Source organism: Pseudomonas sp. TE3899 (assembly GCF_056279105.1).
Genome location: NZ_JBWBQR010000001.1, coordinates 2788382 through 2809854, shown reverse-complemented (window position 1 = coordinate 2809854; position 21473 = coordinate 2788382). Strand labels below are relative to the sequence as shown.

19 protein-coding genes are annotated in these 21473 nt (G+C 59.4%); 14 read left to right on the top strand and 5 right to left on the bottom strand.

The features are described from left to right. The first annotated feature begins 202 nt into the window (after positions 1 to 202). Positions 203 to 1345: a 4-phosphoerythronate dehydrogenase PdxB gene (gene pdxB, locus ACZ89E_RS12820; protein ID WP_476255810.1), complete on the top strand. Its 1143-nt coding sequence runs from the start codon at positions 203 to 205 to the stop codon at positions 1343 to 1345. A gap of 122 nt (positions 1346 to 1467) precedes the next feature. On the opposite strand, the gene ACZ89E_RS12815 is transcribed toward pdxB, so the two are convergent. Further along, positions 1468 to 1647, bottom strand: a complete 180-nt coding sequence (locus tag ACZ89E_RS12815; protein ID WP_149660509.1) for a PA1571 family protein — start codon at positions 1645 to 1647, stop codon at positions 1468 to 1470. 255 nt (positions 1648 to 1902) lie between these two features. Here ACZ89E_RS12815 and ACZ89E_RS12810 point away from each other — a divergent pair, with 255 nt between their 5' ends. Continuing rightward, positions 1903 to 3690, top strand: coding sequence for an ABC transporter transmembrane domain-containing protein (locus ACZ89E_RS12810; RefSeq protein WP_476255809.1), 1788 nt, complete (start codon positions 1903 to 1905; stop codon positions 3688 to 3690). A gap of 127 nt (positions 3691 to 3817) precedes the next feature. After that, positions 3818 to 4849: a Fic family protein gene (locus ACZ89E_RS12805; RefSeq protein ID WP_476255808.1), complete on the top strand. Its 1032-nt coding sequence runs from the start codon at positions 3818 to 3820 to the stop codon at positions 4847 to 4849. Positions 4850 to 5009: 160 nt separating this feature from the next. Here the strand turns inward: ACZ89E_RS12805 and ACZ89E_RS12800 are convergent, their stop codons facing one another. Then, a complete protein-coding gene (locus ACZ89E_RS12800) occupies positions 5010 to 6938 on the bottom strand; it encodes a transglycosylase SLT domain-containing protein (RefSeq protein ID WP_149660507.1) in 1929 nt (642 codons plus the stop codon). Between the two features lie 213 nt (positions 6939 to 7151). On the opposite strand from ACZ89E_RS12800, the gene ACZ89E_RS12795 reads away from it, so the two are divergent. Next, positions 7152 to 9068: an ATP-binding cassette domain-containing protein gene (locus ACZ89E_RS12795; RefSeq protein WP_476255807.1), complete on the top strand. Its 1917-nt coding sequence runs from the start codon at positions 7152 to 7154 to the stop codon at positions 9066 to 9068. 97 nt (positions 9069 to 9165) lie between these two features. On the opposite strand, the gene ACZ89E_RS12790 is transcribed toward ACZ89E_RS12795, so the two are convergent. Next, entirely contained in the window at positions 9166 to 9603 is a 438-nt protein-coding gene (locus ACZ89E_RS12790; RefSeq protein WP_149660505.1) for a universal stress protein, read from the bottom strand. A 104-nt stretch (positions 9604 to 9707) separates the two neighbouring features. Between ACZ89E_RS12790 and ACZ89E_RS12785 the strand changes: the two genes are divergently transcribed. The 8 genes from ACZ89E_RS12785 to ACZ89E_RS12750 all read left to right on the top strand — a co-directional run bounded on the left by ACZ89E_RS12785 (position 9708) and on the right by ACZ89E_RS12750 (position 18174). Next, on the top strand, positions 9708 to 10145 hold the full coding sequence (locus ACZ89E_RS12785; RefSeq protein WP_149660504.1) for a hypothetical protein: 438 nt from the start codon (positions 9708 to 9710) through the stop codon (positions 10143 to 10145). Between the two features lie 540 nt (positions 10146 to 10685). After that, a complete protein-coding gene (gene fadB, locus ACZ89E_RS12780) occupies positions 10686 to 12557 on the top strand; it encodes a fatty acid oxidation complex subunit alpha FadB (RefSeq protein WP_476255806.1) in 1872 nt (623 codons plus the stop codon). Beyond that, positions 12517 to 12834: a hypothetical protein gene (locus ACZ89E_RS12775; protein ID WP_476255805.1), complete on the top strand. Its 318-nt coding sequence runs from the start codon at positions 12517 to 12519 to the stop codon at positions 12832 to 12834. The genes fadB and ACZ89E_RS12775 overlap by 41 nt, the downstream gene beginning before the upstream one ends. 32 nt (positions 12835 to 12866) lie before the next feature. Beyond that, on the top strand, positions 12867 to 14042 hold the full coding sequence (gene fadA, locus ACZ89E_RS12770) for an acetyl-CoA C-acyltransferase FadA (RefSeq protein WP_010456360.1): 1176 nt from the start codon (positions 12867 to 12869) through the stop codon (positions 14040 to 14042). Positions 14043 to 14141: 99 nt separating this feature from the next. Next, the gene (locus tag ACZ89E_RS12765) at positions 14142 to 14378 is read left to right on the top strand and encodes a DUF1653 domain-containing protein (RefSeq protein WP_092270764.1); all 237 of its coding nucleotides are present in this window, start codon (positions 14142 to 14144) and stop codon (positions 14376 to 14378) included. Positions 14379 to 14492: 114 nt separating this feature from the next. Next, entirely contained in the window at positions 14493 to 17120 is a 2628-nt protein-coding gene (gene topA, locus ACZ89E_RS12760; RefSeq protein ID WP_149660502.1) for a type I DNA topoisomerase, read from the top strand. A gap of 142 nt (positions 17121 to 17262) precedes the next feature. Then, the gene (locus ACZ89E_RS12755; RefSeq protein WP_149660501.1) at positions 17263 to 17787 is read left to right on the top strand and encodes a DUF6586 family protein; all 525 of its coding nucleotides are present in this window, start codon (positions 17263 to 17265) and stop codon (positions 17785 to 17787) included. A gap of 153 nt (positions 17788 to 17940) precedes the next feature. Then, the gene (locus ACZ89E_RS12750) at positions 17941 to 18174 is read left to right on the top strand and encodes a hypothetical protein (RefSeq protein ID WP_123403749.1); all 234 of its coding nucleotides are present in this window, start codon (positions 17941 to 17943) and stop codon (positions 18172 to 18174) included. A 93-nt stretch (positions 18175 to 18267) separates the two neighbouring features. On the opposite strand, the gene sulA is transcribed toward ACZ89E_RS12750, so the two are convergent. Both sulA and lexA read right to left on the bottom strand, forming a co-directional pair. After that, the gene (gene sulA / locus ACZ89E_RS12745) at positions 18268 to 18741 is read right to left on the bottom strand and encodes an SOS-induced cell division inhibitor SulA (protein WP_149660500.1); all 474 of its coding nucleotides are present in this window, start codon (positions 18739 to 18741) and stop codon (positions 18268 to 18270) included. A gap of 10 nt (positions 18742 to 18751) precedes the next feature. Beyond that, positions 18752 to 19360, bottom strand: coding sequence for a transcriptional repressor LexA (lexA, locus tag ACZ89E_RS12740; RefSeq protein ID WP_092270751.1), 609 nt, complete (start codon positions 19358 to 19360; stop codon positions 18752 to 18754). A 229-nt stretch (positions 19361 to 19589) separates the two neighbouring features. Between lexA and ACZ89E_RS12735 the strand changes: the two genes are divergently transcribed. Continuing rightward, positions 19590 to 20297, top strand: coding sequence for a TetR/AcrR family transcriptional regulator (locus ACZ89E_RS12735; RefSeq protein ID WP_429514144.1), 708 nt, complete (start codon positions 19590 to 19592; stop codon positions 20295 to 20297). A 158-nt stretch (positions 20298 to 20455) separates the two neighbouring features. Then, positions 20456 to 21466 (top strand): beta-N-acetylhexosaminidase, encoded by a 1011-nt coding sequence (gene nagZ, locus ACZ89E_RS12730; protein ID WP_149660498.1) that lies wholly within the window; start codon positions 20456 to 20458, stop codon positions 21464 to 21466. Positions 21467 to 21473 lie beyond the last annotated feature (7 nt).

The following is a 21473-nucleotide window of genomic DNA, read 5'->3' as shown; positions in this document are numbered from 1 at the left end:
AGCGTCCAGGGGTATTTGATGCGCGAGGGCGGCGCATTCTACCTGCTGACGCGCCAGTCAGGAAAAGAGCTGTGTTAGGGATTTGTAATCCGTGTCGACGTTTCGCCATCCCTCGCCACACAGGCATGCGGCGATCCTGAATACTCGCTGGCCGATCCCACCTTCTGCGCCTAAACTGCCGATCCGCCAAAGGAGCCTCGCCATGCTGATTGTTGCCGATGAAAATATCCCGCTGCTTGATGCCTTCTTCGAAGGTTTCGGCGAAATTCGCCGGGTGCCGGGGCGTTCCATTGACCGTGCGACGGTTGAACAGGCCGATGTGCTGCTGGTGCGTTCGGTGACCAACGTCAACCGCGCCTTGCTCGAAGGCAGCAACGTGAAGTTTGTCGGCACGTGCACCATCGGCACCGATCACCTGGACCTGGATTACTTCCAGCAGGCCGGCATCACCTGGTCCAGCGCCCCCGGCTGCAATGCCCGGGGCGTGGTCGACTATGTGCTCGGCAGCCTGCTGACCCTCGCCGAAATCGAAGGCGCCGACCTGAATCAGCGCACCTACGGTGTCGTCGGTGCCGGTGAAGTGGGCGGGCGGTTGGTCAAGGTCTTGCAAGGTCTGGGCTGGAACGTGCTGGTCTGCGATCCGCCACGGCAAGCGGCGGAGGGCGGCGAATTTGTCAGCCTCGAACAGATCATCGAGCAGTGCGACGTCATCAGCCTGCACACCCCGTTGAAGAAGCATGGCGCGCAATCGACCTGGCATCTGTTCGACAAACCCCGGTTGAACCGACTCAAACCCGGCACCTGGCTGATCAACGCCAGCCGTGGGCCGGTGGTGGATAACGCCGCCCTGCGTCAGGTGTTGCTGCAACGTGAAGACCTGCAAGCGGTGCTGGACGTTTGGGAGGGCGAACCCGAGGTCGACGTGGCGCTGGCTGACCTCTGCGTGCTGGCGACCCCGCACATCGCCGGTTACAGCCTCGACGGCAAACAGCGCGGCACGGCGCAGATCTATCAGGCGTATTGCGATTTCCTCGGTCAACCGGCCCAGGTCAGCCTCAGCGATTTGCTGCCGGCGCCGTGGTTGTCCCACGTGACCTTGCACGCGGACAGTGACCCGGCCTGGGCGCTGGCAATGGTGTGCCGCGGCGTGTACGACCCGCGCCGCGACGATGCCGATTTTCGCCGCAGCCTTGTCGGTAATGTGAACGAGCAGCGCGCGGCGTTCGATGCGTTGCGCAAGCATTATCCGGCGCGCCGGGAGATTGATGGGTTGCAGGTGCGGATTGAAGGGGATTCGCCGGTGTTGCGCCAGATCGTGGCGGCGTTGGGCGCCACATCAATCTAGGGACCGCGTTGGCCCTTTCGCGGGCAAGCCTCGCTCCTACAGCGAGCCGCGCCGCAATCTCCTGACGAACACCCATAAAAAACCCGGCCAACCTGGGCCGGGTCAAGAAGACGGTGGCTATATCACTTTTGTTCGGCAGGCTTGACCAATCGCTGTTCCAGTTCACGGCACGCGTCCTGGATCATGTCTTCAGTGATCGGAACTTCGCGCCCATCCTTATCGATAATCGAGCAACCCAGAGACTGGTCGGGCTGTGTGCGGATCACTTGAATCTTGTCTTCGCTGCTGTTTTGCAAGGACATGGCCTGTCTCCTCATCAGGTTGTGTGCTTACTCTGAATCCGCCATGTGACCGGGCTGTGACAACTCCCTGCGATCTTCCGGACGGCAATACCAGTCCATCAGAAATGCTTGAACCTTGCCACCCGGACATTAGACCAATAGCGTCTAGCCGCTAGTCTTGGCGAGCATAATTAACCTGACTCATTGTGATTTACAGAGTTCCACCCCATTGAGTGTGTAGGCTGGCCCTATCCATCGCTTGGGCTGCGAACCTGGATGAACCCGATGCTCTCTTCCCGTCACCGCCGTGCCCTGCGCCTGACCCGTCATTTTCTTGCGCCGTATCGCTGGCCGGCGCTGGGTGCCTTGCTCGCGTTGATCGTCACGGCAGGCATTACCTTGTCCATGGGGCAGGGTATTCGCCTGTTGGTGGATCAGGGCTTCATGACGCAGTCGGCACACCTGCTTAACCAGACGATTGGCTTGTTCATGTTGCTGGTGCTCGGTCTGGCCGTCGGCACTTTCGCGCGTTTTTATCTGGTGTCGTGGATCGGCGAGCGGGTTGTCGCGGATATTCGCCGGCAGGTGTTCAATCATCTGGTTTACCTGCATCCGGGGTTCTATGAAGACAATCGCAGCTCCGAGATCCAGTCGCGCCTGACGGCCGACACCACGCTGTTGCAATCGGTGATTGGCTCGTCGCTGTCGCTGTTTTTGCGCAATCTGCTGATGGTGATCGGCGGGATCGTGCTGCTGTTTATCACCAATCCCAAGCTCACCAGCATTGTGGTGATTGCCTTGCCCTTGGTGGTCGCACCGATCCTGATCTTCGGTCGCCGGGTACGCAGCCTGTCACGCCTGAGCCAGGACCGGATTGCCGACATCGGCAGCTACGTCGCCGAAACTCTCGGCCAGATCAAAACCGTGCAGGCCTATAACCATCAAGTCCAGGACGAGCGACGTTTCGCGGTGACCGTGGAAGAGGCGTTCAACACCGCGCGCAAGCGCATCTTCCAGCGGGCCTGGCTGATAACCCTGGTGATCGTGCTGGTGCTCGGGGCGGTCGGGGTGATGTTGTGGGTAGGCGGCATGGACGTAATTGCCGGGCGGATTTCTGCGGGTGAACTGGCGGCATTTGTCTTCTACAGCCTGATCGTCGGTAGCGCTTTCGGCACCTTGAGCGAAGTGATCGGCGAGTTGCAGCGCGCGGCCGGTGCGGCGGAGCGGATAGCCGAATTGTTGCGCTCGGAAAACATCATCCAGCCGCCGACCACGGGGTTGGTGACCTTGCCCGAGCGGGTCAAGGGCAATCTGGAATTGCAGGGTGTGCGCTTTTCCTACCCGTCGCGTCCCGAAAGCTTTGCTGTCGATGGCTTGAGTCTGACGATCAACGCGGGGGAAACCCTGGCGCTGGTCGGGCCATCCGGCGCGGGCAAGTCCACCGTGTATGACTTGCTGCTGCGGTTTTATGATCCTGCCGACGGGCGCATCCTGCTCGACGGTGTGCCGCTGACTCAGCTCGATCCGCTGGACTTGCGCCGCTGCTTCGCCCTGGTCTCGCAAACCCCGGCGCTGTTCTTCGGCAGCATCGAAGAAAACATCCGCTACGGCAATCCCACCGCGACCTTGGCCCAGGTCCAGGAAGCCGCCAAAATCGCCTACGCCCACGACTTTATCGAACAAATGCCCAACGGCTACCAGACCCACCTCGGCGACGGCGGCCTCGGTCTGTCCGGCGGCCAGCGCCAACGCCTGGCCATCGCCCGGGCGTTGCTGGTGGACGCGCCGATCCTGCTGCTGGACGAGGCCACCAGTGCCCTCGACGCCCAAAGCGAACACCTGATCCAACAAGCCCTGCCTAGCTTGATGAAAAACCGCACCACCCTGGTCATCGCCCACCGCCTGGCCACGGTGAAAAACGCGGATCGGATTGCGGTGATGGACCAAGGGAAACTGGTGGCAGTGGGCACGCACCAGGAACTGGTGGCGAGTAACGCGTTGTATGCGCGGCTGGCGGCGTTGCAGTTCAACGACGGCAAGGCCGAATTCGATCTTCACGCGTAGGCGCTGTGTAGGCGCGTAGGAGCTGTCGAGTGAAACGAGGCTGCGATCTTTTGATCTTGAATGGAAGCTGCCGGGACCCGTTTGTTCGGGCATCATGTCGCCTTGATCGAGATGCCTGGATGAGGATATGAGTCGCTACCAACCACCGCTGACCCTGACTACAAGAATACTGGCGCTGATCGCCGAGATCAGTGAGCAGATCGGTCAGCTTTCGGCTGTCGGGGATAGTCGGCAGACACCTCAACTGCGCCGGGGTAATCGTATTCGCACGATTCAGGCGTCCCTGGCGATCGAGAACAATACCCTCAGCATTGAGCAGGTAACGGCTGTTTTAGCCGGGCAACGAGTACTGGGTTTGCCACGGGAAATCCAGGAAGTACGCAATGCCTTTGCGACCTACGAAGCCATGCCGGGCTGGCGGCCGGGCAATCGGTCCGATTTGCTTCGTGCCCATAAGCTGTTGATGCACGGGCTGATAGATGATAGCGGCCAGTTTCGCCAAGCGGGTGTCGGCATTTACCGGGGCGACCAACTGGTTCATATGGCCCCGCCACCGAGTCGCGTCGGGCACTTGATGGATGACTTGCTCGCTTGGTTGGGTGGCTCTGACTGGCATCCGCTGATCATCAGCTGTGTGTTTCATTACGAATTCGAATTTATCCATCCCTTTGCCGATGGCAATGGACGGATGGGGCGGCTCTGGCAGACTTTGATCCTCAGTCAGTGGCGACCCGTGTTGGCGTATTTGCCGGTTGAAGCGGTGATTCGTGAGCAGCAGGATGCCTATTACGCTGCGCTGTCGGCGGCCGACCAGATGGCCGAGTCGACGCCTTTTGTTGAATTCATGCTCCAGGCATTGAGTCTCGCGCTCGCCGAAGCAGCGCGGAGCGAACCGATGACCGACCAAGTAACCGACCAAGTAACCGACCATGTAGCAAAATTGCTTCGGGTGCTCCATGACGGCAGCTCACTCAAGGTCAATGAGTTGATGGCAGAGGTCGGACTGGCTCACAAGGCGACCTTTCGAGCTAACTACCTCAAGCCCGCATTAGCCGCCGGTTTGATCGAAATGACTGATCCCGACTCACCTAAGAGTCCAGCTCAACGGTACCGCCTGACCAAAACCGGCAAGACGTTCGTACGAGCAGGATCGGCGTAGGCGCGGTGTAGGAGCTGTCGAGTGAAACGAGGCTGCGATCTTTTGATCTTCGCTTCTAACGCGCTATAAAAAAGCCCGCATCAATCGATGCGGGCATTTTTTTAGGAGCAGATCAAAAGATCGCAGCCTTCGGCAGCTCCTGCGTGACCGGCATTACCGGTCACTGATCATCAAAATACCGCTCATGCCAATCCACCAGCGGTTGCGGCGAGTTCAGCTTCTGGCCGTAGATCACCGAGTACGACAGCACGTTTTGCACGTACTGGCGGGTTTCGTCGAACGGGATGCTTTCCACCCACACGTCGAAGCTCAGGTGATCAGCGCCACGCAGCCACTGGCGCACGCGGCCGGGGCCGGCGTTGTAGGCGGCGGAGGCGAGGACGCGGTTGCCGTTGAACTGGCTGTGGACCTGACTCAGGTAGGCGGCGCCGAGCTGGATGTTCTTGTCCGGGTCGAGCACTTGCTGCGGCGAAGCCAGGGGGATGCTGAACTTGCGCGCGGTTTCCTTGGCGGTGCCGGGCATCAGCTGCATCAGGCCGCTGGCGCCGACGCCGGAACGGGCGTCGTCCATGAAGGCACTTTCCTGGCGAGTGATGGCGAACACCCAGCTCGAATGCAGGCCACGGACCTTGGCTTCACGCACCAGGGTTTCGCGGTGGGCCATCGGGAAGCGGATGTCCAGGTCGTCCCAGTACTGCGCCTGGCTGATGGTGCGGATCGCCGGGAAGTACCATTTCAGGTCATAGGCCAGCTTGGCCTGGGCGACCATCTCGTCACGGTTGAAATGACGGCTGACGTGGTACCACTCGCGACGACCGTCGACGATCTGCCCACGGGCGTGGAATTCCAGGGCGCGACGTATGCCGGGGGTGTTGCGCACCTTGTTGATGATCGCCTGGCTGAGCACCAACGGCTTGTTCATCAGCGAGTAGGGCAATTGCGAACGGTCGGCGGCGAGGAAGCCGTAGAAATCACGTTCGCGGGCGAGGCCTTTGTAAAGCGTCTGCGCTTCCGGGTTCTGCGGTTGCGCCAGTTCCAGGCTGCGGGCCTGCCAGTAGCGCCAGCGGTTGGTGATGGCCAGGTCCTGCGGCAAACGACGGGTCAACTGATAGGCGTCGTCCCAACGGGCCAGACGCAAGAGCAGGCGCAGGCGCCATTCCGACACGGTGTTGTCGCGCAGTTCCGGGTCGTACTTGGTCATCACGTCCAGCGCGCGGGGGTCGAAACGCCGGGCGAGGGTCAGGCCGATTTCCCGGGCAATGGCGACTTTTTCATCGCGGGAGAAGTGCATGCTACTGGCGTAACCGTCGAGCAGGTCCATGGCCTTGTCCGGGTCCTGCTTGGCCAGGCGGCGCAAGCCGAGGCTGACAATGTCGGACATCGGTTCATCGGCCGGGCTGAATCGCGACGGCTGATTGAGCAGTTCGGGTTTCTGCGCCACATCCACCAACAAGCGACCGCGCGGGGCGAGGGTGGTCAGGCCGCTTACCAGGCTGTTGGCCAGCGGGTAATTGCGTGCCTGAGCTGCCAGTTTGGTGCGTTCCCAGCGTTTCTGTTCGGTCAATTGACCTTCGGCGGCCCAGATCCCGAACAAGCCATCACAGGCCGCGGGTTGGGATTTGCCGGTCAGCCAGAGTTTGTCGGCATTGGCGTAACCGACAGCTTTCTGGTTATGCCCGATCTGATACTGCGCATTCAGGCAGTCCAGTTCGGTGAAGTTGAGCTTGGGGTCGTAATACTTGACGAAGGTCGCCCAGTCACCGCGATCCGCCAGCCAGCGCAACCAGCGTAGTTTCATCCAGTTGGCCTGGGGCAGGTCCCCGTGTTCGGCGAGGAATTTCTCGATTTCGGCATTGCTCGCGGTTTTCAGGCGCGCGGTCAGTTCGTCATAGGCGAGGTATGGTTCCAGCGGATAATCGCTGAGTGCCTGGCTATAGCGAAAATAAGGCTCGGAATCGCCTTTGGCCAAGGCACGCTTGGCTTCATCGTAATACTGGCGTTGGGTGGACAGGTCGACCGCCTGGACTGATTGAGCGGCAGTGGCAGAAAGAAGAAAACACGATAAAAGACTGAAAAGGCGACTGCGCATGAGACATCCGGGCAGAAAAATCATGACAAGTGCTGACAGGGCCGGCACTGAATAATCTGTAGCTTAGCCTTTTGCCAGCAATGGGCGAAAGCTTTGCCGGCCTGTCGGTGCAAGATCGCAACAATTGTCATGCAGAGTGCTACACAGGTGAAATTGCCGGCCTTCTGAAGCCTCAAGTCAGGTAGAATGCGCGCCCGGTTTTTGGAGAAGCTCATGACCCTGCTCAAATTCAGCGATGTGTCCCTTGCTTTCGGCTCTACGCCGTTGTTGGACAAGGTGTCCTGGCAGATCGCCCGTGGTGAGCGGGTGTGCATCATCGGCCGCAACGGCACTGGCAAGTCCAGCATGATGAAGCTCGTCAAGGGCGACCAGAAGCCCGATGACGGCTCTGTTTGGCGTTCACCTGGCCTCAAGATTGGCGAATTGCCGCAAGAACTGCCGGTAGCCGACGAGCGGACCGTGTTCGACGTGGTGGCTGAAGGCCTGGACGGTGTCGGCGAGCTGCTTGCGCAGTATCACCACCTGAGCCAGAACATCGTCACCGACGCCGACCTGGACAAACTGATGCACGTCCAGCACGACCTCGAAGCCCGCGACGGCTGGCGTTTGCAGCAATTGGTCGACAGCACCTTGAGCCGTCTGCAATTGCCCGCCGACAAAACCCTCGCCGAATTGTCCGGCGGCTGGCGTCGCCGCGTCCTGCTGGCCCAGGCCCTGGTTTCCGAGCCGGACCTGCTGCTGCTCGACGAACCGACCAACCACCTGGACATCGGTGCGATCGCGTGGCTCGAAGAAGCGCTGAAGGATTTCCAGGGCGCCGTGCTGTTCATCACGCACGACCGTTCCTTCCTGCAGAACCTCGCCACCCGCATCCTCGAACTGGATCGCGGCGGCCTGATCGACTGGAACGGCGACTACGCCAGTTTCCTCGTGCACAAAGAAGCCTCGCTGGCCGCTGAAGACACCGCCAACGCGCTGTTCGACAAGAAACTGGCCCAGGAAGAAGTCTGGATCCGCCAGGGCATCAAGGCGCGCCGCACCCGTAACGAAGGCCGCGTCCGCGCCCTGAAAGCCCTGCGCAATGAGCGCAGCGAGCGTCGTGAGCGCACCGGCAAGGCCAACATTCAGCTCGATACCGCTGACAAGTCCGGCAAGCAGGTGATGGTCCTCGAGAACGTGAGTTTCGCTCACCCGGGCGGCCCGTTCCTGATTAAGGACTTCTCGATGGTCCTGCAGCGCGGCGACCGTATCGGTCTGCTGGGCGCCAACGGTACCGGCAAGACCACTTTGCTGAAACTGATGCTCAACGGTCTGCAGCCCACCAGCGGCACCGTGGAAGAGGGCACGCGCATCGACGTGGCCTACTTCGACCAGTTGCGCCATCAGCTGGACCTGGAAAAGACCGTGATCGACAACGTGGCCGAAGGTCGCGACTTCATCGATATCGATGGTCAGAGCCGTCACGTGCTGAGCTACCTCGGCGACTTCCTGTTCAGCCCGCAGCGTGCCCGCACGCCGGTCAAGGCGCTGTCCGGTGGTGAGCGTGCCCGCTTGCTGTTGGCCAAATTGTTCAGCAAGCCAGCGAACCTGCTGGTCCTCGACGAACCGACCAACGACCTCGATGTGGAAACACTCGAACTGCTGGAAGAGGTCTTGCTGACCTTCAACGGCACCGTGCTGATGGTCAGCCACGACCGGGCATTCCTCGACAACGTGGTCACCAGCACCCTGGTCTTCGAAGGTGAAGGCAAGGTTCGCGAATACGTCGGTGGTTATCAGGACTGGCTACGTCAGGGCGGCTCGCCGCGCCTGCTGGGCGTGACCGAGAGCAAGTCCGGCAAGGCCGACCTGACCTCCGCGGTCGTGACCGCCGAAGCTGCACCTGTTGCTGCGATGGAAGCGCCGGTGGCGAAGAAGAAACTCAGCTACAAGTTGCAGCGTGAGCTGGAAATGTTGCCGGGCCAGATCGAAGCCATGGAACAGCAGATTGCGACGGTTGAAGCGCAGATGGCCGACGCCGGTTTCTACCTGCGTCCGGCTGCCGAGAGCGCGGCAGTGATTGCTCAGCTTGAGCAATTGCAGGCTGAACTCGAGGTGATGGTCGAGCGTTGGGCCGAGCTGGATGCCTGATTGATCCTGCGGCAATAAAAAAGCCCGACCTCGGTTACTCGAGTGTCGGGCTTTTTGTAGGAGCTGCCTTCGACAGCTCCAACAGGGGCAACGGGTTTCAGCTTTTGATCAGGCGTACGGCGAGTACATCACACGGCGCACCGTGCAGCACGTCGTTAGCGGTGGAGCCCAGTAGCAGCGCCAGGCCATGTCGGCCGTGGCTGCCGACCACGATCAGGTCGCAGGTCTGTTCCTTGGCCAGGTGATGAATTTCCTGGCGCGGCTGGCCGTAAGTCAGGTGGCTGTATTCCTTCGTGAGTTCCGGGTATTTCACGATCAACCGGTCAAGTCGCTCCTTGGCCTGGTCGAACTGCTGTTGTTGCAGTTGTGACAGGTCCATCGGCACGTCGCCGCCAAAGGCCATGGCCATCGGCTCGACAATGTGCACCAGGGACAGCTTCGCGCCATTGCTCACCGACAGTTCGCGGGCGCGGTGGATAACAGGATCGCACTCTTCGGTTAGATCTACAGCGACCAGAATATGGTTGTAGGGCATGAGGTGCTCCTCCTGAGGATTGCAATATTGGTAAGTATGGCTGGTTTCAAGCGCAATGGTTCCAAAGTGACCCAAAGCGCTCATCAAGAATCGGGAGTACAGATATGACGGTCTGGATAGTGGTGTCAATCCTGCTGGTGGTCTTGAGTCCGCTGGCATGGTTGCGACCGTCCCGCCACCAGAGCGGCCGCATGGCCTTGCGCATGGAGGCACGGCGTATCGGGCTGGCCATGCAGCTGGCGCCCCAGGAGTGGCCGCACTGGCTGAGCCAGGAGCCGCCGAGCCCGTGCGCGCAGTACCATCGACCGCGCCGGGGTAATCAGCCGAAGTGCTGGAGCTATTGGCAAAAGTCGCCGGGCGTGTGGGTCAATCAGTGGCAGGAGGTCTGTGAGGATCCGGCGTTGCTGATTCATTTCGAAAAATTGCCGGACAACGTCTACAAGATCGAAGCGGACAAGCAGATGATCACGTTGTACTGGGGCGAGAAGGGCGAAGCGACGGTTTTGCAGCAAATTGACGGGGTGCTGAAAGCACTCGCATGACTTGCGGAAGTTTCGTGCTGCAATGGCGCGAAACGCCCGACAGACAGGCAATAAAAAGCCCGACATCATCATCGGGCTGGAGTTGGCCAGGCAGGCCGGAAATTCTTTGTGGCGCAGATCTTACGCTGGGCATTCGCCAAAAGCGTTCAAATTTTTTCTTCATGCCCTCGCCAGCGTAGCTGCTTAAACAGAGGTTGCTGTGAATTAGGGCGACTTTTCTAACTATTGATTCTATGAATGGCCTCACATGCACCTGCGTGTTGTGAGCCTTCGTCTTACGGAAATGACTGCAAAGTCGCGTTTCAACCAGCATTTTGGGCGATTGACAATTGCCGGAAATTCCGTGAAGGTGGCGTACCCAAATCAAACGGGCGTATGAATTGAGCGTTTGTCTTACAGGACGCTCCTACAGAATCCCGACTATCGCGTTGGCGGGTGTGCCGGGTGGATTGGCGTTAGCATCGACGAAAAGCGTCCTGCCGAGCCATTCGCCTGCGTCCGACGTGTACTGTTCAGCTTCCATATCGTGGAGATCAGTTGATGATTTACGAAGGTAAAGCCATCACGGTTAAGGCTCTTGAAAGTGGCATCGTCGAACTGAAGTTCGATCTCAAGGGTGAGTCCGTCAACAAGTTCAACCGTCTAACCCTGAACGAATTGCGTCAGGCCGTAGACACCATCAAGGCAGATGCTTCGATCAAGGGTGTGATCGTCAGCAGTGGCAAGGACGTGTTCATCGTCGGCGCCGACATCACCGAATTTGTCGAGAACTTCAAGCTGCCTGATGCAGAGCTTGTCGCTGGCAACCTCGAAGCCAACAAGATTTTCAGCGATTTCGAAGACCTCAACGTCCCGACTGTCGCCGCGATCAACGGCATCGCCCTGGGCGGCGGTCTGGAAATGTGCCTGGCGGCGGACTACCGCGTCATGTCCACCAAGGCCAAGATCGGTCTGCCAGAAGTCAAACTGGGCATCTACCCGGGCTTCGGCGGCACCGTGCGCCTGCCGCGCCTGATCGGTGCCGACAACGCCATCGAGTGGATTGCCTCCGGCAAGGAAAACCGTCCTGAAGACGCGCTGAAAGTCGGCGCCGTCGATGCGGTAGTTGCTCCTGAGAAGCTGCAGGAAGCCGCTCTGGAACTGATCAAGCGCGCCATCTCTGGCGAGTTTGACTACAAGGCCAAGCGCCAGCCGAAGCTTGAAAAGCTGAAGTTGAACGCCATTGAACAAATGATGGCTTTCGAAACCGCCAAGGGTTTCGTGGCCGGTCAGGCTGGCCCGAACTACCCCGCGCCGGTTGAAGCGATCAAGACCATCCAGAAAGCGGCGAACTTCGGTCGCGATAAAGCGCTGGAAGTCGAAGCCAACGGTTTCGTCAAACTGGCCAAGACCTCTGCCGCGCAGAGCTTGATCGGTCTGTTCCTGAACGATCAGGAACTGAAGAAAAAGGCCAAGGCCTACGACGAAATCGCCAAAGACGTGAAGCAGGCTGCCGTATTGGGCGCCGGCATCATGGGCGGCGGTATCGCTTATCAGTCGGCCTCCAAAGGCACGCCGATCCTGATGAAAGACATCAACGAGCACGGTATCGAGCAGGGCCTGGCTGAAGCCGCCAAGCTGCTGGTCGGTCGCGTTGATAAAGGTCGCATGACCGCGGCGAAAATGGCTGAAGTGCTCAATGGCATTCGTCCGACCCTGTCCTACGGTGACTTCGGTCACGTGGATCTGGTGGTCGAAGCTGTCGTCGAGAACCCGAAGGTCAAGCAAGCCGTATTGGCCGAAGTCGAAGACAAGGTCAAAGAGGACACCATCCTCGCGTCCAACACCTCGACCATTTCCATCACCTTGCTGGCCAAAGCCCTCAAGCGCCCGGAAAACTTCGTCGGCATGCACTTCTTCAACCCGGTGCACATGATGCCGCTGGTTGAAGTGATCCGTGGCGAGAAGTCCAGCGAGCTGGCTGTTGCCACCACCGTTGCCTACGCCAAGAAAATGGGCAAGAACCCGATTGTCGTCAACGACTGCCCGGGCTTCCTGGTCAACCGCGTGCTGTTCCCGTACTTCGGCGGTTTCGCCAAGTTGGTCAGCGCCGGTGTGGACTTCGTCCGTATCGACAAGGTCATGGAAAAATTCGGCTGGCCTATGGGCCCGGCATACCTGATGGACGTGGTCGGCATCGACACCGGGCACCACGGTCGTGACGTGATGGCTGAAGGTTTCCCGGATCGCATGAAAGGACGATCGCCGCTCGGCCATCGACGTGCTCTACGAAGCCAAGCGCCTGGGCCAGAAGAACGGCAAGGGTTTCTACGCTTACGAAACCGACAAGAAGGGCAAGCAGAAGAAAGTCGCCGACCCGTCGGTATTGGAAGTGCTCAAGCCGATCGTCTACGAGCAGCGCGAAGTCACTGACGAAGACATCATCAACTGGATGATGATCCCGCTGTGCCTGGAAACCGTGCGTTGCCTGGAAGACGGCATTGTCGAAACCGCCGCCGAAGCCGACATGGGTCTGGTCTACGGTATTGGTTTCCCTCCATTCCGTGGCGGTGCGCTGCGCTACATCGATTCGCTCGGTGTTGCAGAGTTCGTTGCCCTGGCTGACCAGTACGCCGATTTGGGCGCGCTGTACCACCCGACCGCGAAGCTGCGTGAAATGGCCAAGACTGGCCAACGGTTCTTCGGTTAAGCGTCCCAACTTTTGAGCGAGAGTGAAATTTTATGAGCTTGAATCCAAGAGACGTCGTGATTGTCGACTTCGGTCGTACTCCGATGGGCCGCTCCAAGGGCGGCATGCACCGCAACACCCGCGCCGAAGACATGTCGGCGCACCTGATCAGCAAATTGCTGGAACGCAACGTCAAGGTTGACCCGAACGAAGTCGAAGACGTGATCTGGGGCTGCGTGAACCAGACCCTGGAGCAGGGCTGGAACATCGCCCGCATGGCGTCCCTGATGACGCAGATCCCGCACACTGCCGCCGGCCAGACCGTCAGTCGTCTGTGTGGTTCGTCGATGAGCGCGCTGCACACCGCTGCGCAAGCGATCATGACCGGCAACGGTGACGTGTTCGTCGTCGGCGGCGTCGAGCACATGGGCCACGTGAGCATGATGCACGGTGTCGATCCGAACCCGCACATGTCCCTGTACGCGGCGAAAGCCTCGGGCATGATGGGCCTGACCGCTGAAATGCTGGGCAAAATGCACGGCATCACTCGCGAACAACAGGACGCTTTCGGCGTGCGCTCCCACCAGCTCGCCCACAAGGCGACCCTGGAAGGCAAGTTCAAAGACGAAATCATCCCGATGCAGGGCTATGACGAGAACGGTTTCCTGAAACTGTTCGACTACGACGAAACCATTCGTCCGGAAACCACTCTGGAAAGCCTGGCGGCTCTCAAGCCTGCTTTCAATCCAAAGGGCGGCACCGTGACTGCCGGTACTTCGTCGCAGATTACCGATGGTGCTTCGTGCATGATCGTGATGTCGGCGCAGCGTGCCCAGGACCTGGGTATCCAGCCTCTGGCCGTGATTCGTTCGATGGCAGTGGCAGGTGTGGATCCGGCAATCATGGGCTATGGTCCAGTTCCGGCAACACAGAAAGCACTGAAGCGCGCGGGTCTGGGGATCAACGATATCGACTTCTTCGAGCTCAACGAAGCTTTCGCCGCACAGGCCCTGCCTGTGCTGAAAGATCTGAAAGTGCTCGACAAGATGAACGAGAAGGTTAACCTGCACGGCGGCGCAATCGCCTTGGGTCACCCATTCGGTTGCTCCGGTGCACGTATCTCCGGCACTTTGCTCAACGTGATGAAGCAAAATGGCGGCACCTTCGGGGTAGCCACCATGTGCATTGGTCTCGGCCAAGGCATCTCCACCGTCTTCGAACGCGTTTAAGCGTCTCGTTGATGGAAGCCGGGGCCAAGTGCCCCGGTTTTTGTTTTTCTGAATTTATTTTTGTTTTTATTTTGAAAAGATTTGAGAGAGGGCCAAACCATGCCGATACAACCTGGGCTCTACCAACATTACAAAGGTCCGCAGTACCGTGTATTTAATGTTGCGCGGCATTCCGAGACCGAAGAAGAAGTGGTCTTCTACCAAGCCCTGTATGGCGATTACGGCTTTTGGGTACGTCCCTTGAGCATGTTCCTGGAGTCGGTCGAGGTTGACGGCGAACAGGTCCCACGCTTTGCTTTGGTGCAAGCCGAACCGAGCCTTTTTTCCAAGCCATAAGCTGAGTGCGCGCTGAACCCTGCGCTTGACCTCACCTTGTAGCCACTATATATAGCGGTGCCGCGTCAGGCGCCAACCGCCTTTCACTTCTAGAATTCAGGAATTTTCTGATCCATGGGCAAATCGCTGGTCATTGTGGAATCCCCGGCTAAGGCCAAGACCATCAACAAGTATCTGGGTAACCAATACGTGGTGAAGTCGAGTATCGGCCATATCCGAGACCTGCCCACCAGCGGTTCGGCTAGCGCCAGCAAAGAGCCAGCCGCCAAGCGCAGCAAGGCCGCCGCGGGTGAAGGTCCGGTGCTCACGCCGAAAGAGAAGGCGCGCAAGCAGCTCGTCTCGCGCATGGGTGTCGATCCCGATCATGGCTGGAAAGCCAAGTACGAGATCCTCCCGGGCAAAGAGAAGGTCATCGAAGAGCTGCGCCGGCTCGCCAAAGATGCTGACACCATCTATCTCGCAACCGACTTGGATCGCGAGGGGGAAGCCATTGCCTGGCACCTGCGCGAAGCCATCGGTGGTGACGACAGCCGCTACAAGCGCGTGGTGTTCAACGAAATCACCAAGAAGGCGATTCAGGAAGCCTTCTCCAAGCCGGGCGAACTGGACATAGACCGTGTCAACGCCCAGCAGGCGCGTCGTTTCCTCGATCGCGTGGTGGGTTACATGGTTTCGCCGCTGCTGTGGGCCAAGGTCGCTCGCGGCCTGTCCGCCGGTCGCGTGCAGTCGGTTGCGGTAAAACTGGTGGTCGAGCGTGAGCGTGAGATCCGCGCGTTCAACCCGGAAGAGTACTGGGAAGTCCACGCTGACCTCGGCACCGCCAAGGGCGCTACCGTGCGCTTCGACGTGGCCCGCGAGAAAGGCGAAGCCTTCAAGCCGCTTAATGAAACCCAGGCCATGGCCGCGCTGGAGAAGCTCAAGTCTTCCAGCTACAGCATCGTCAAGCGTGAAGACAAACCGACCAGCAGCAAGCCGTCGGCACCGTTCATCACCTCCACCCTGCAGCAGGCCGCGAGTAACCGCCTGGGCTTCGGGGTGAAGAAAACCATGATGATGGCCCAGCGTTTGTACGAAGCGGGCTACATCACGTATATGCGTACCGACTCCACCAACCTCTCGGTGGATGCGGTGGCGATGGCGCGTACTTATATTGAAGGCGAGTTCGGTAAGAAGTACCTGCCGGAAAACCCGAACGTCTACAGCAGCAAGGAAGGCGCACAAGAGGCTCACGAAGCGATTCGTCCCTCCGACGCCAATACCGAGCCAAGCAAACTGTCGGGCATGGAGCGTGATGCTGAGCGTCTGTACGAGCTGATCTGGCGCCAGTTCCTCGCTTGCCAGATGTTGCCTGCGCAATACCTGTCGACTACCGTGACCGTCGGTGCCGGCGATTTCGAGTTGCGTGCCAAAGGCCGCATCCTGAAGTTCGACGGCTACACCCGCGTTATGCCGCAAATTGCCAAGCCTGGCGATGACGATGTGCTGCCGGACATGGCCCAGGGCGACGCGATGAAGCTGATCAAGCTTGATCCGACCCAGCACTTCACCAAGCCGCCGGCCCGTTACTCGGAAGCGAGCCTGGTCAAGGAAATGGAAAAACGCGGCATCGGTCGTCCTTCGACCTACGCAGCGATCATTTCGACCATCCAGGATCGTGGCTACGTAGCGCTGCACAACCGTCGTTTCTACTCGGAAAAGATGGGCGATATCGTTACCGAGCGTCTGGCCGAGAGCTTCTCCAATCTCATGGACTACGGCTTTACCGCCGGCATGGAAGAGAACCTCGATGACGTGGCCCAGGGCGAACGCGACTGGAAAAACGTGCTCGACGAGTTCTACGGCGACTTCAAGAAGAAACTCGAAGTAGCTGAAAGCGCGGAAGGCGGCATGCGTGCCAACCAGCCGGTGATGACGGATATTCCGTGCGTGGTGTGCGGTCGTCCGATGCAGATTCGTACCGCATCCACTGGCGTGTTCCTCGGTTGCTCGGGCTACAGCCTGCCGCCGAAAGAACGCTGCAAGGCCACTGTCAATCTGGTGCCGGGCGACGAAATCGCCGCGGACGACGAGGGTGAATCGGAATCCCTGGTGCTGCGTGGCAAGCACCGTTGCCCGATCTGCAGCACGGCGATGGACGCTTACCTGCTGGATGAGAAGCGCAAGCTGCACATCTGCGGTAACAACCCGGACTGCGACGGCTACGAAATCGAAGAAGGCAGCTATCGCATCAAAGGCTACGAAGGTCCGAGCCTGGAATGCGACAAGTGCGGCAGCGAGATGCAGCTCAAGACCGGCCGTTTCGGCAAGTTCTTCGGCTGCACCAACGCGACATGTAAAAACACCCGCAAACTGCTGAAAAGCGGTGACGCGGCGCCGCCGAAGATGGATCCGGTGAAGATGCCTGAGCTGAAATGCGAAAAGGTCAACGACACCTACATACTGCGCGATGGGGCTTCCGGTCTGTTCCTGGCGGCGAGCCAGTTCCCGAAAAACCGCGAGACTCGTGCTCCGTTGGTGATCGAGATTGTGCCGCACAAAGACGAGATCGATCCGAAGTACCACTTCCTCTGTGAAGCGCCGAAGAAAGATCCGGATGGTCGTCCAGCCGTGATTCGCTACAGCCGCAAGACCAAGGAGCAATACGTGCAGACCGAAGTCGAAGGCAAGCCAACAGGCTGGAAAGCTTTCTACGACGGTGGCAAATGGACGGTTGAAGACAAGCGGACCCCCGCGAAGGCTTAAAACGTCGCTGCACTGAAAAGGCCGCCTGACAATCCTCGGATTTTCAGGCGGCCTTTTTGTTTTGGGCTTGCGGTCGGATCGGCTGATCCACGACACTGTCGAGTCTGTGTGACGCAATTATTTCGCTGTGGAGGCTGCCGTCATGGCCCACGAACTCTATACCCGTACCAATCAGAAGATTTATTTTGCCGGCCTGTCGCTCGAAGCGCTTGCCAGGGCCGAAGAGGGGCGGGCGATGAATTCCCTGGCACTGATTCAGGCCGGGCGCGAATCGGCGCTGTTTCACCTTTACGGTGCGCTGCTGGGGTTGTGCCATGAAATAGCCGGTTTCTATCGCTTGCCCCAGGCCAATGCGCCGCGGGCAGAGATGTTGCTGACCCGCGAGGTGCTGGAAGCCATCGCGATTCCGGAAATGGCCGAGCTGGTGGAGTTGGCGGGTAATTCCGAAACCTGGCTGGCCAAACTGCTGGCCGCTCACGCAGCCCTGTTTCAGCCGCCACGGGTGCCGCACAAGCCGAAAGGCGACGTGACGCAGCCGTTGATCATGGCGGTGAACCTGGATGAAGAGGAAGCGCCTCAAGAGCTGAGCCGCGAAGAGCTGGAGAGTTGGCGGCAGAACCTCAAAGGGCTGGCGCTTCGCTTTCGTGAAGGGTTGAACGAGTGCTAAGGAATTGATCGATTTTGACGGATGACCCATTGGGTTGGCCGTTCAGCATTAAGTACTAATAGATATTTCTTCGCGATGACTTCTGGTCAAGATCCCGAGCGAAGCCTGGCCGATGCCTATATAATCCCCGCCTTTCGTGGAGAACAGACCTTTATGCCAACGTCCTTTCTAGAAATTGTCGAGTTACCAGACGGCCGAATCGAGCTGCGCAGGGCTGAGGACGAGGGTTCTCTGGTTACTTTGGATTTCTCCGAGGATGCCAAGGCGTTCCTGCAAGGCAATCACGTGGAAGTCGCCAAGGCGATGTTGAGCGTTGGTGTGCAGATGGCGGGACGCTTGGTAGAAGGCGAATTCAATAAAGATGAGGAACCGCGGATCCTGCATTGATCCCGTCCGTCGGTTTCTGCTGATTCCGCTATAGATCGGCTTCTCTATCCCTGGAGAAGCCAAGCCCTTTTCAGGGTGCGAATTGTTTATCAGTTATCCCAATCTAATATTCAGGCTTTGAGCGTCCCCGGTGCGGGCGGCGCTGATCAGCTGTTGCCGCGAAGTGGCGGTCAGCGGGTTGAGCCAGCTGACGACCGTGTGACTGCGGCCCAGTCGCAAGGCTTCGCAGGTCAGCTGTTGAGCGCTCTGGGTGCCGCGCGGTTGCAGCAGCAGGATGCGTTCGCGGTTAAGGCCGGCGTCTCGCAACCAGGTCTGGGTCAGGCTGGCGGGCGGGGCGATCAGCGTCAGCCAGCGTGCGTCCTGGTCCTGGCTCAATTCCCGGAGAATCGGCGCCAGAAGGTTCAGGCAGCTCCCTGCTGCACCACGCAGTGATAGCTCGCTGAAGACTTCGGGCTCGGCGCTCCAGGGCGACTCGACCACATCTTTCAGGATCGGCGCCAGCGGTTGCACCATGAACGCCTCGAACAACGGCAGTTGGGCTTGCTGTGGTGTATGTGGGAACTGCATAAACCCTCCTTTAGCGGCGAATCACGCCGACACTCAAGCCTTCGATCACCAGTTCCTGATCTTTCAGGTTGACTTCAATGGGGGCGAACTCAGGGTTTTCGGCAATCAGCCAGACTTTGCTGCCATCGCGCTTGAAGCGCTTGACGGTCACTTCATCGCCAATCCGTGCCACCACGATCTGGCCGTTGCGGGCTTCACGGGTGGTGTGGACGGCGAGCAGGTCACCGTCGAAAATGCCCACGTCCTTCATGCTCATGCCATGCACCCGCAACAGATAGTCGGCACGCGGATGGAAGAACGTCGGATTGATGTTGCAGGACTCTTCGATGTGTTGCTGGGCGAGGATGGGTGCACCAGCCGCTACGCGACCGATGATCGGCAGGGTGGACTCGTCGGCCTTGGCTTCGAAACCGGGAATACGGATACCGCGAGAGGCGCCAGGCGTCATCTCGATCGCACCTTTGCGGGCTAATGCCTTGAGGTGTTCTTCCGCCGCGTTTGGCGATTTGAAACCCAGTTCCTGAGCGATTTCCGCGCGGGTCGGCGGGTAGCCGTTGTCGTCGAGGCAACGTTTGATGAAGGCCAGAATCTCTGCTTGGCGTGGCGTCAGCTTTAGCATATTGATCGCTCTGTCTTTTTATACAGTGACTGGGATTATATACAGTGAAAGCTTCTTGGCAATGCCCCTTTTTTAGCGCGCCGCTGGACGGTCAGTCAGCTCGCTGATTAACGACGCCGGGTTGTATGGTTAAATAGCTGACCGACCATTCCCAAAACGAACCGGCAGGCTTGACAATGCACAGGCTGAAACGTATGTTTCAAACAAGTGTTTGTCAGGCGGAGTAGCCATGGCCCAGTCGGAAACCGTTGAACGCATTCTCGATGCTGCCGAGCAGTTGTTCGCGGAAAAAGGTTTCGCCGAAACCTCGTTGCGTCTGATCACCAGCAAGGCAGGGGTCAACCTGGCGGCGGTGAATTATCATTTCGGCTCCAAGAAGGCATTGATCCAGGCGGTGTTCTCGCGCTTCCTCGGTCCGTTCTGCACCAGCCTCGATAAGGAGCTGGAGCGGCGACAGGCCAAGCCGGAAAACAAGCCGACGCTGGAAGACCTGCTGGAAATCCTCGTCGAGCAGGCCCTGGTGGTACAGCCACGTAGCGGCAACGATCTCTCCATATTCATGCGGTTGCTGGGCCTGGCCTTCAGTCAGAGCCAGGGCCACTTGCGTCGTTATCTGGAAGACATGTACGGCAAGGTTTTCCGTCGCTACATGATGCTGGTCAACGAGGCCGCACCGCGTATTCCGCCGATCGAACTGTTCTGGCGCGTGCACTTCATGCTCGGCGCTGCAGCGTTCAGCATGTCGGGGATCAAGGCCCTGCGGGCGATTGCCGAGACCGATTTCGGCGTCAACACGTCCATCGAGCAGGTGATGCGCCTGATGGTGCCGTTCCTCGCTGCTGGCATGCGTGCCGAAACGGGCGTCACTGACACGGCCATGGCCACCGCACAGTTGCGTCCGCGCAGCAAGTCGGCCCCGGTTGCCGCCAAGGTTTAACCGCACACGGGTGGGCGCGGCAGCTGACATCCGCTAAGCTAGCCGCCCATGCCGACTCTCGTTTTGAACCCGTTTCCCATTGATATCGCCGACCTGCCGGGCACAGCCCTCGGCGGCGACATCGTGCGAGCCGGGTTTTTCGTATTCAAGGAATCCTTATGACTGCTGGCCTGCAAGGCTCGTTGATGGTGGACGTCGCCGGTACCTGGCTGACGGCCGAAGATCGCCAATTGTTGCGCCAGCCTGAAGTGGGCGGCCTGATCATTTTCGCCCGCAATATCGAGCACCCACGCCAGGTGCGCGAACTGAGCGCCGCGATCCGTGCCATTCGTCCTGATCTGCTGTTGGCGGTAGACCAGGAGGGCGGTCGGGTCCAGCGCTTGCGTCAGGGCTTCGTGCGACTGCCGGCCATGCGGGCTATTGCCGACAACCCGAATGCCGAATACCTGGCCGAACAATGCGGCTGGATCATGGCCACCGAAGTCCTCGCTGTTGGTCTCGACCTGAGCTTCGCCCCGGTATTGGATCTGGATTACCAGCGCAGCGCTGTGGTCGGTACCCGCTCCTTCGAAGGCGACCCCGAGCGCGCAGCGTTGCTCGCCGGAGCCTTCATCCGCGGCATGAACAGCGCCGGCATGGCCGCCACCGGCAAGCATTTCCCGGGCCACGGTTGGGCCGAGGCGGATTCCCACGTCGCCATTCCCAACGATGAACGCAGTCTCGACGAGATCCGCGCCAATGATTTGGTGCCGTTCGCTCGACTGAGCAAGCAACTGGCCGCCGTCATGCCAGCCCACGTTATTTATCCACAGGTCGACTCGCAACCGGCCGGTTTCTCCCGGCGCTGGTTGCAGGACATCCTGCGTGGTGAGTTGCAGTTCGACGGCGTGATCTTCAGCGATGATCTGTCCATGGCCGGCGCCCATGTGGTCGGCGATGCCGCCAGTCGCATCGAAGCCGCGCTGACCGCCGGTTGCGATATGGGTCTGGTGTGCAACGATCGTGCGGCTGCCGAGCTGGCCCTGACCGCTGCCCAGCGCATGAAGGTCAAGCCATCGCCACGTATCGCGCGGATGCGCGGCCAGTCGTTTGCCGGTACCGAATATCGTCAAGACCCGCGCTGGCTCGTTGCTGTCGGCGCGCTCAAAGACGCTCAACTGATTGGATAAGGACTTT

Coding starts and splice junctions, on each gene's coding strand:
- pdxB (WP_476255810.1), top strand. CDS start 203: ATGCTGATTGTTGCCGATGAAAATATCCCGCTGCTTGATGCCTTCTTC.
- ACZ89E_RS12815 (WP_149660509.1), bottom strand. CDS start 1,647: ATGTCCTTGCAAAACAGCAGCGAAGACAAGATTCAAGTGATCCGCACA.
- ACZ89E_RS12810 (WP_476255809.1), top strand. CDS start 1,903: ATGAACCCGATGCTCTCTTCCCGTCACCGCCGTGCCCTGCGCCTGACC.
- ACZ89E_RS12805 (WP_476255808.1), top strand. CDS start 3,818: ATGAGTCGCTACCAACCACCGCTGACCCTGACTACAAGAATACTGGCG.
- ACZ89E_RS12800 (WP_149660507.1), bottom strand. CDS start 6,938: ATGCGCAGTCGCCTTTTCAGTCTTTTATCGTGTTTTCTTCTTTCTGCC.
- ACZ89E_RS12795 (WP_476255807.1), top strand. CDS start 7,152: ATGACCCTGCTCAAATTCAGCGATGTGTCCCTTGCTTTCGGCTCTACG.
- ACZ89E_RS12790 (WP_149660505.1), bottom strand. CDS start 9,603: ATGCCCTACAACCATATTCTGGTCGCTGTAGATCTAACCGAAGAGTGC.
- ACZ89E_RS12785 (WP_149660504.1), top strand. CDS start 9,708: ATGACGGTCTGGATAGTGGTGTCAATCCTGCTGGTGGTCTTGAGTCCG.
- fadB (WP_476255806.1), top strand. CDS start 10,686: ATGATTTACGAAGGTAAAGCCATCACGGTTAAGGCTCTTGAAAGTGGC.
- fadA (WP_010456360.1), top strand. CDS start 12,867: ATGAGCTTGAATCCAAGAGACGTCGTGATTGTCGACTTCGGTCGTACT.
- ACZ89E_RS12765 (WP_092270764.1), top strand. CDS start 14,142: ATGCCGATACAACCTGGGCTCTACCAACATTACAAAGGTCCGCAGTAC.
- topA (WP_149660502.1), top strand. CDS start 14,493: ATGGGCAAATCGCTGGTCATTGTGGAATCCCCGGCTAAGGCCAAGACC.
- ACZ89E_RS12755 (WP_149660501.1), top strand. CDS start 17,263: ATGGCCCACGAACTCTATACCCGTACCAATCAGAAGATTTATTTTGCC.
- ACZ89E_RS12750 (WP_123403749.1), top strand. CDS start 17,941: ATGCCAACGTCCTTTCTAGAAATTGTCGAGTTACCAGACGGCCGAATC.
- sulA (WP_149660500.1), bottom strand. CDS start 18,741: ATGCAGTTCCCACATACACCACAGCAAGCCCAACTGCCGTTGTTCGAG.
- lexA (WP_092270751.1), bottom strand. CDS start 19,360: ATGCTAAAGCTGACGCCACGCCAAGCAGAGATTCTGGCCTTCATCAAA.
- ACZ89E_RS12735 (WP_429514144.1), top strand. CDS start 19,590: ATGGCCCAGTCGGAAACCGTTGAACGCATTCTCGATGCTGCCGAGCAG.
- nagZ (WP_149660498.1), top strand. CDS start 20,456: ATGACTGCTGGCCTGCAAGGCTCGTTGATGGTGGACGTCGCCGGTACC.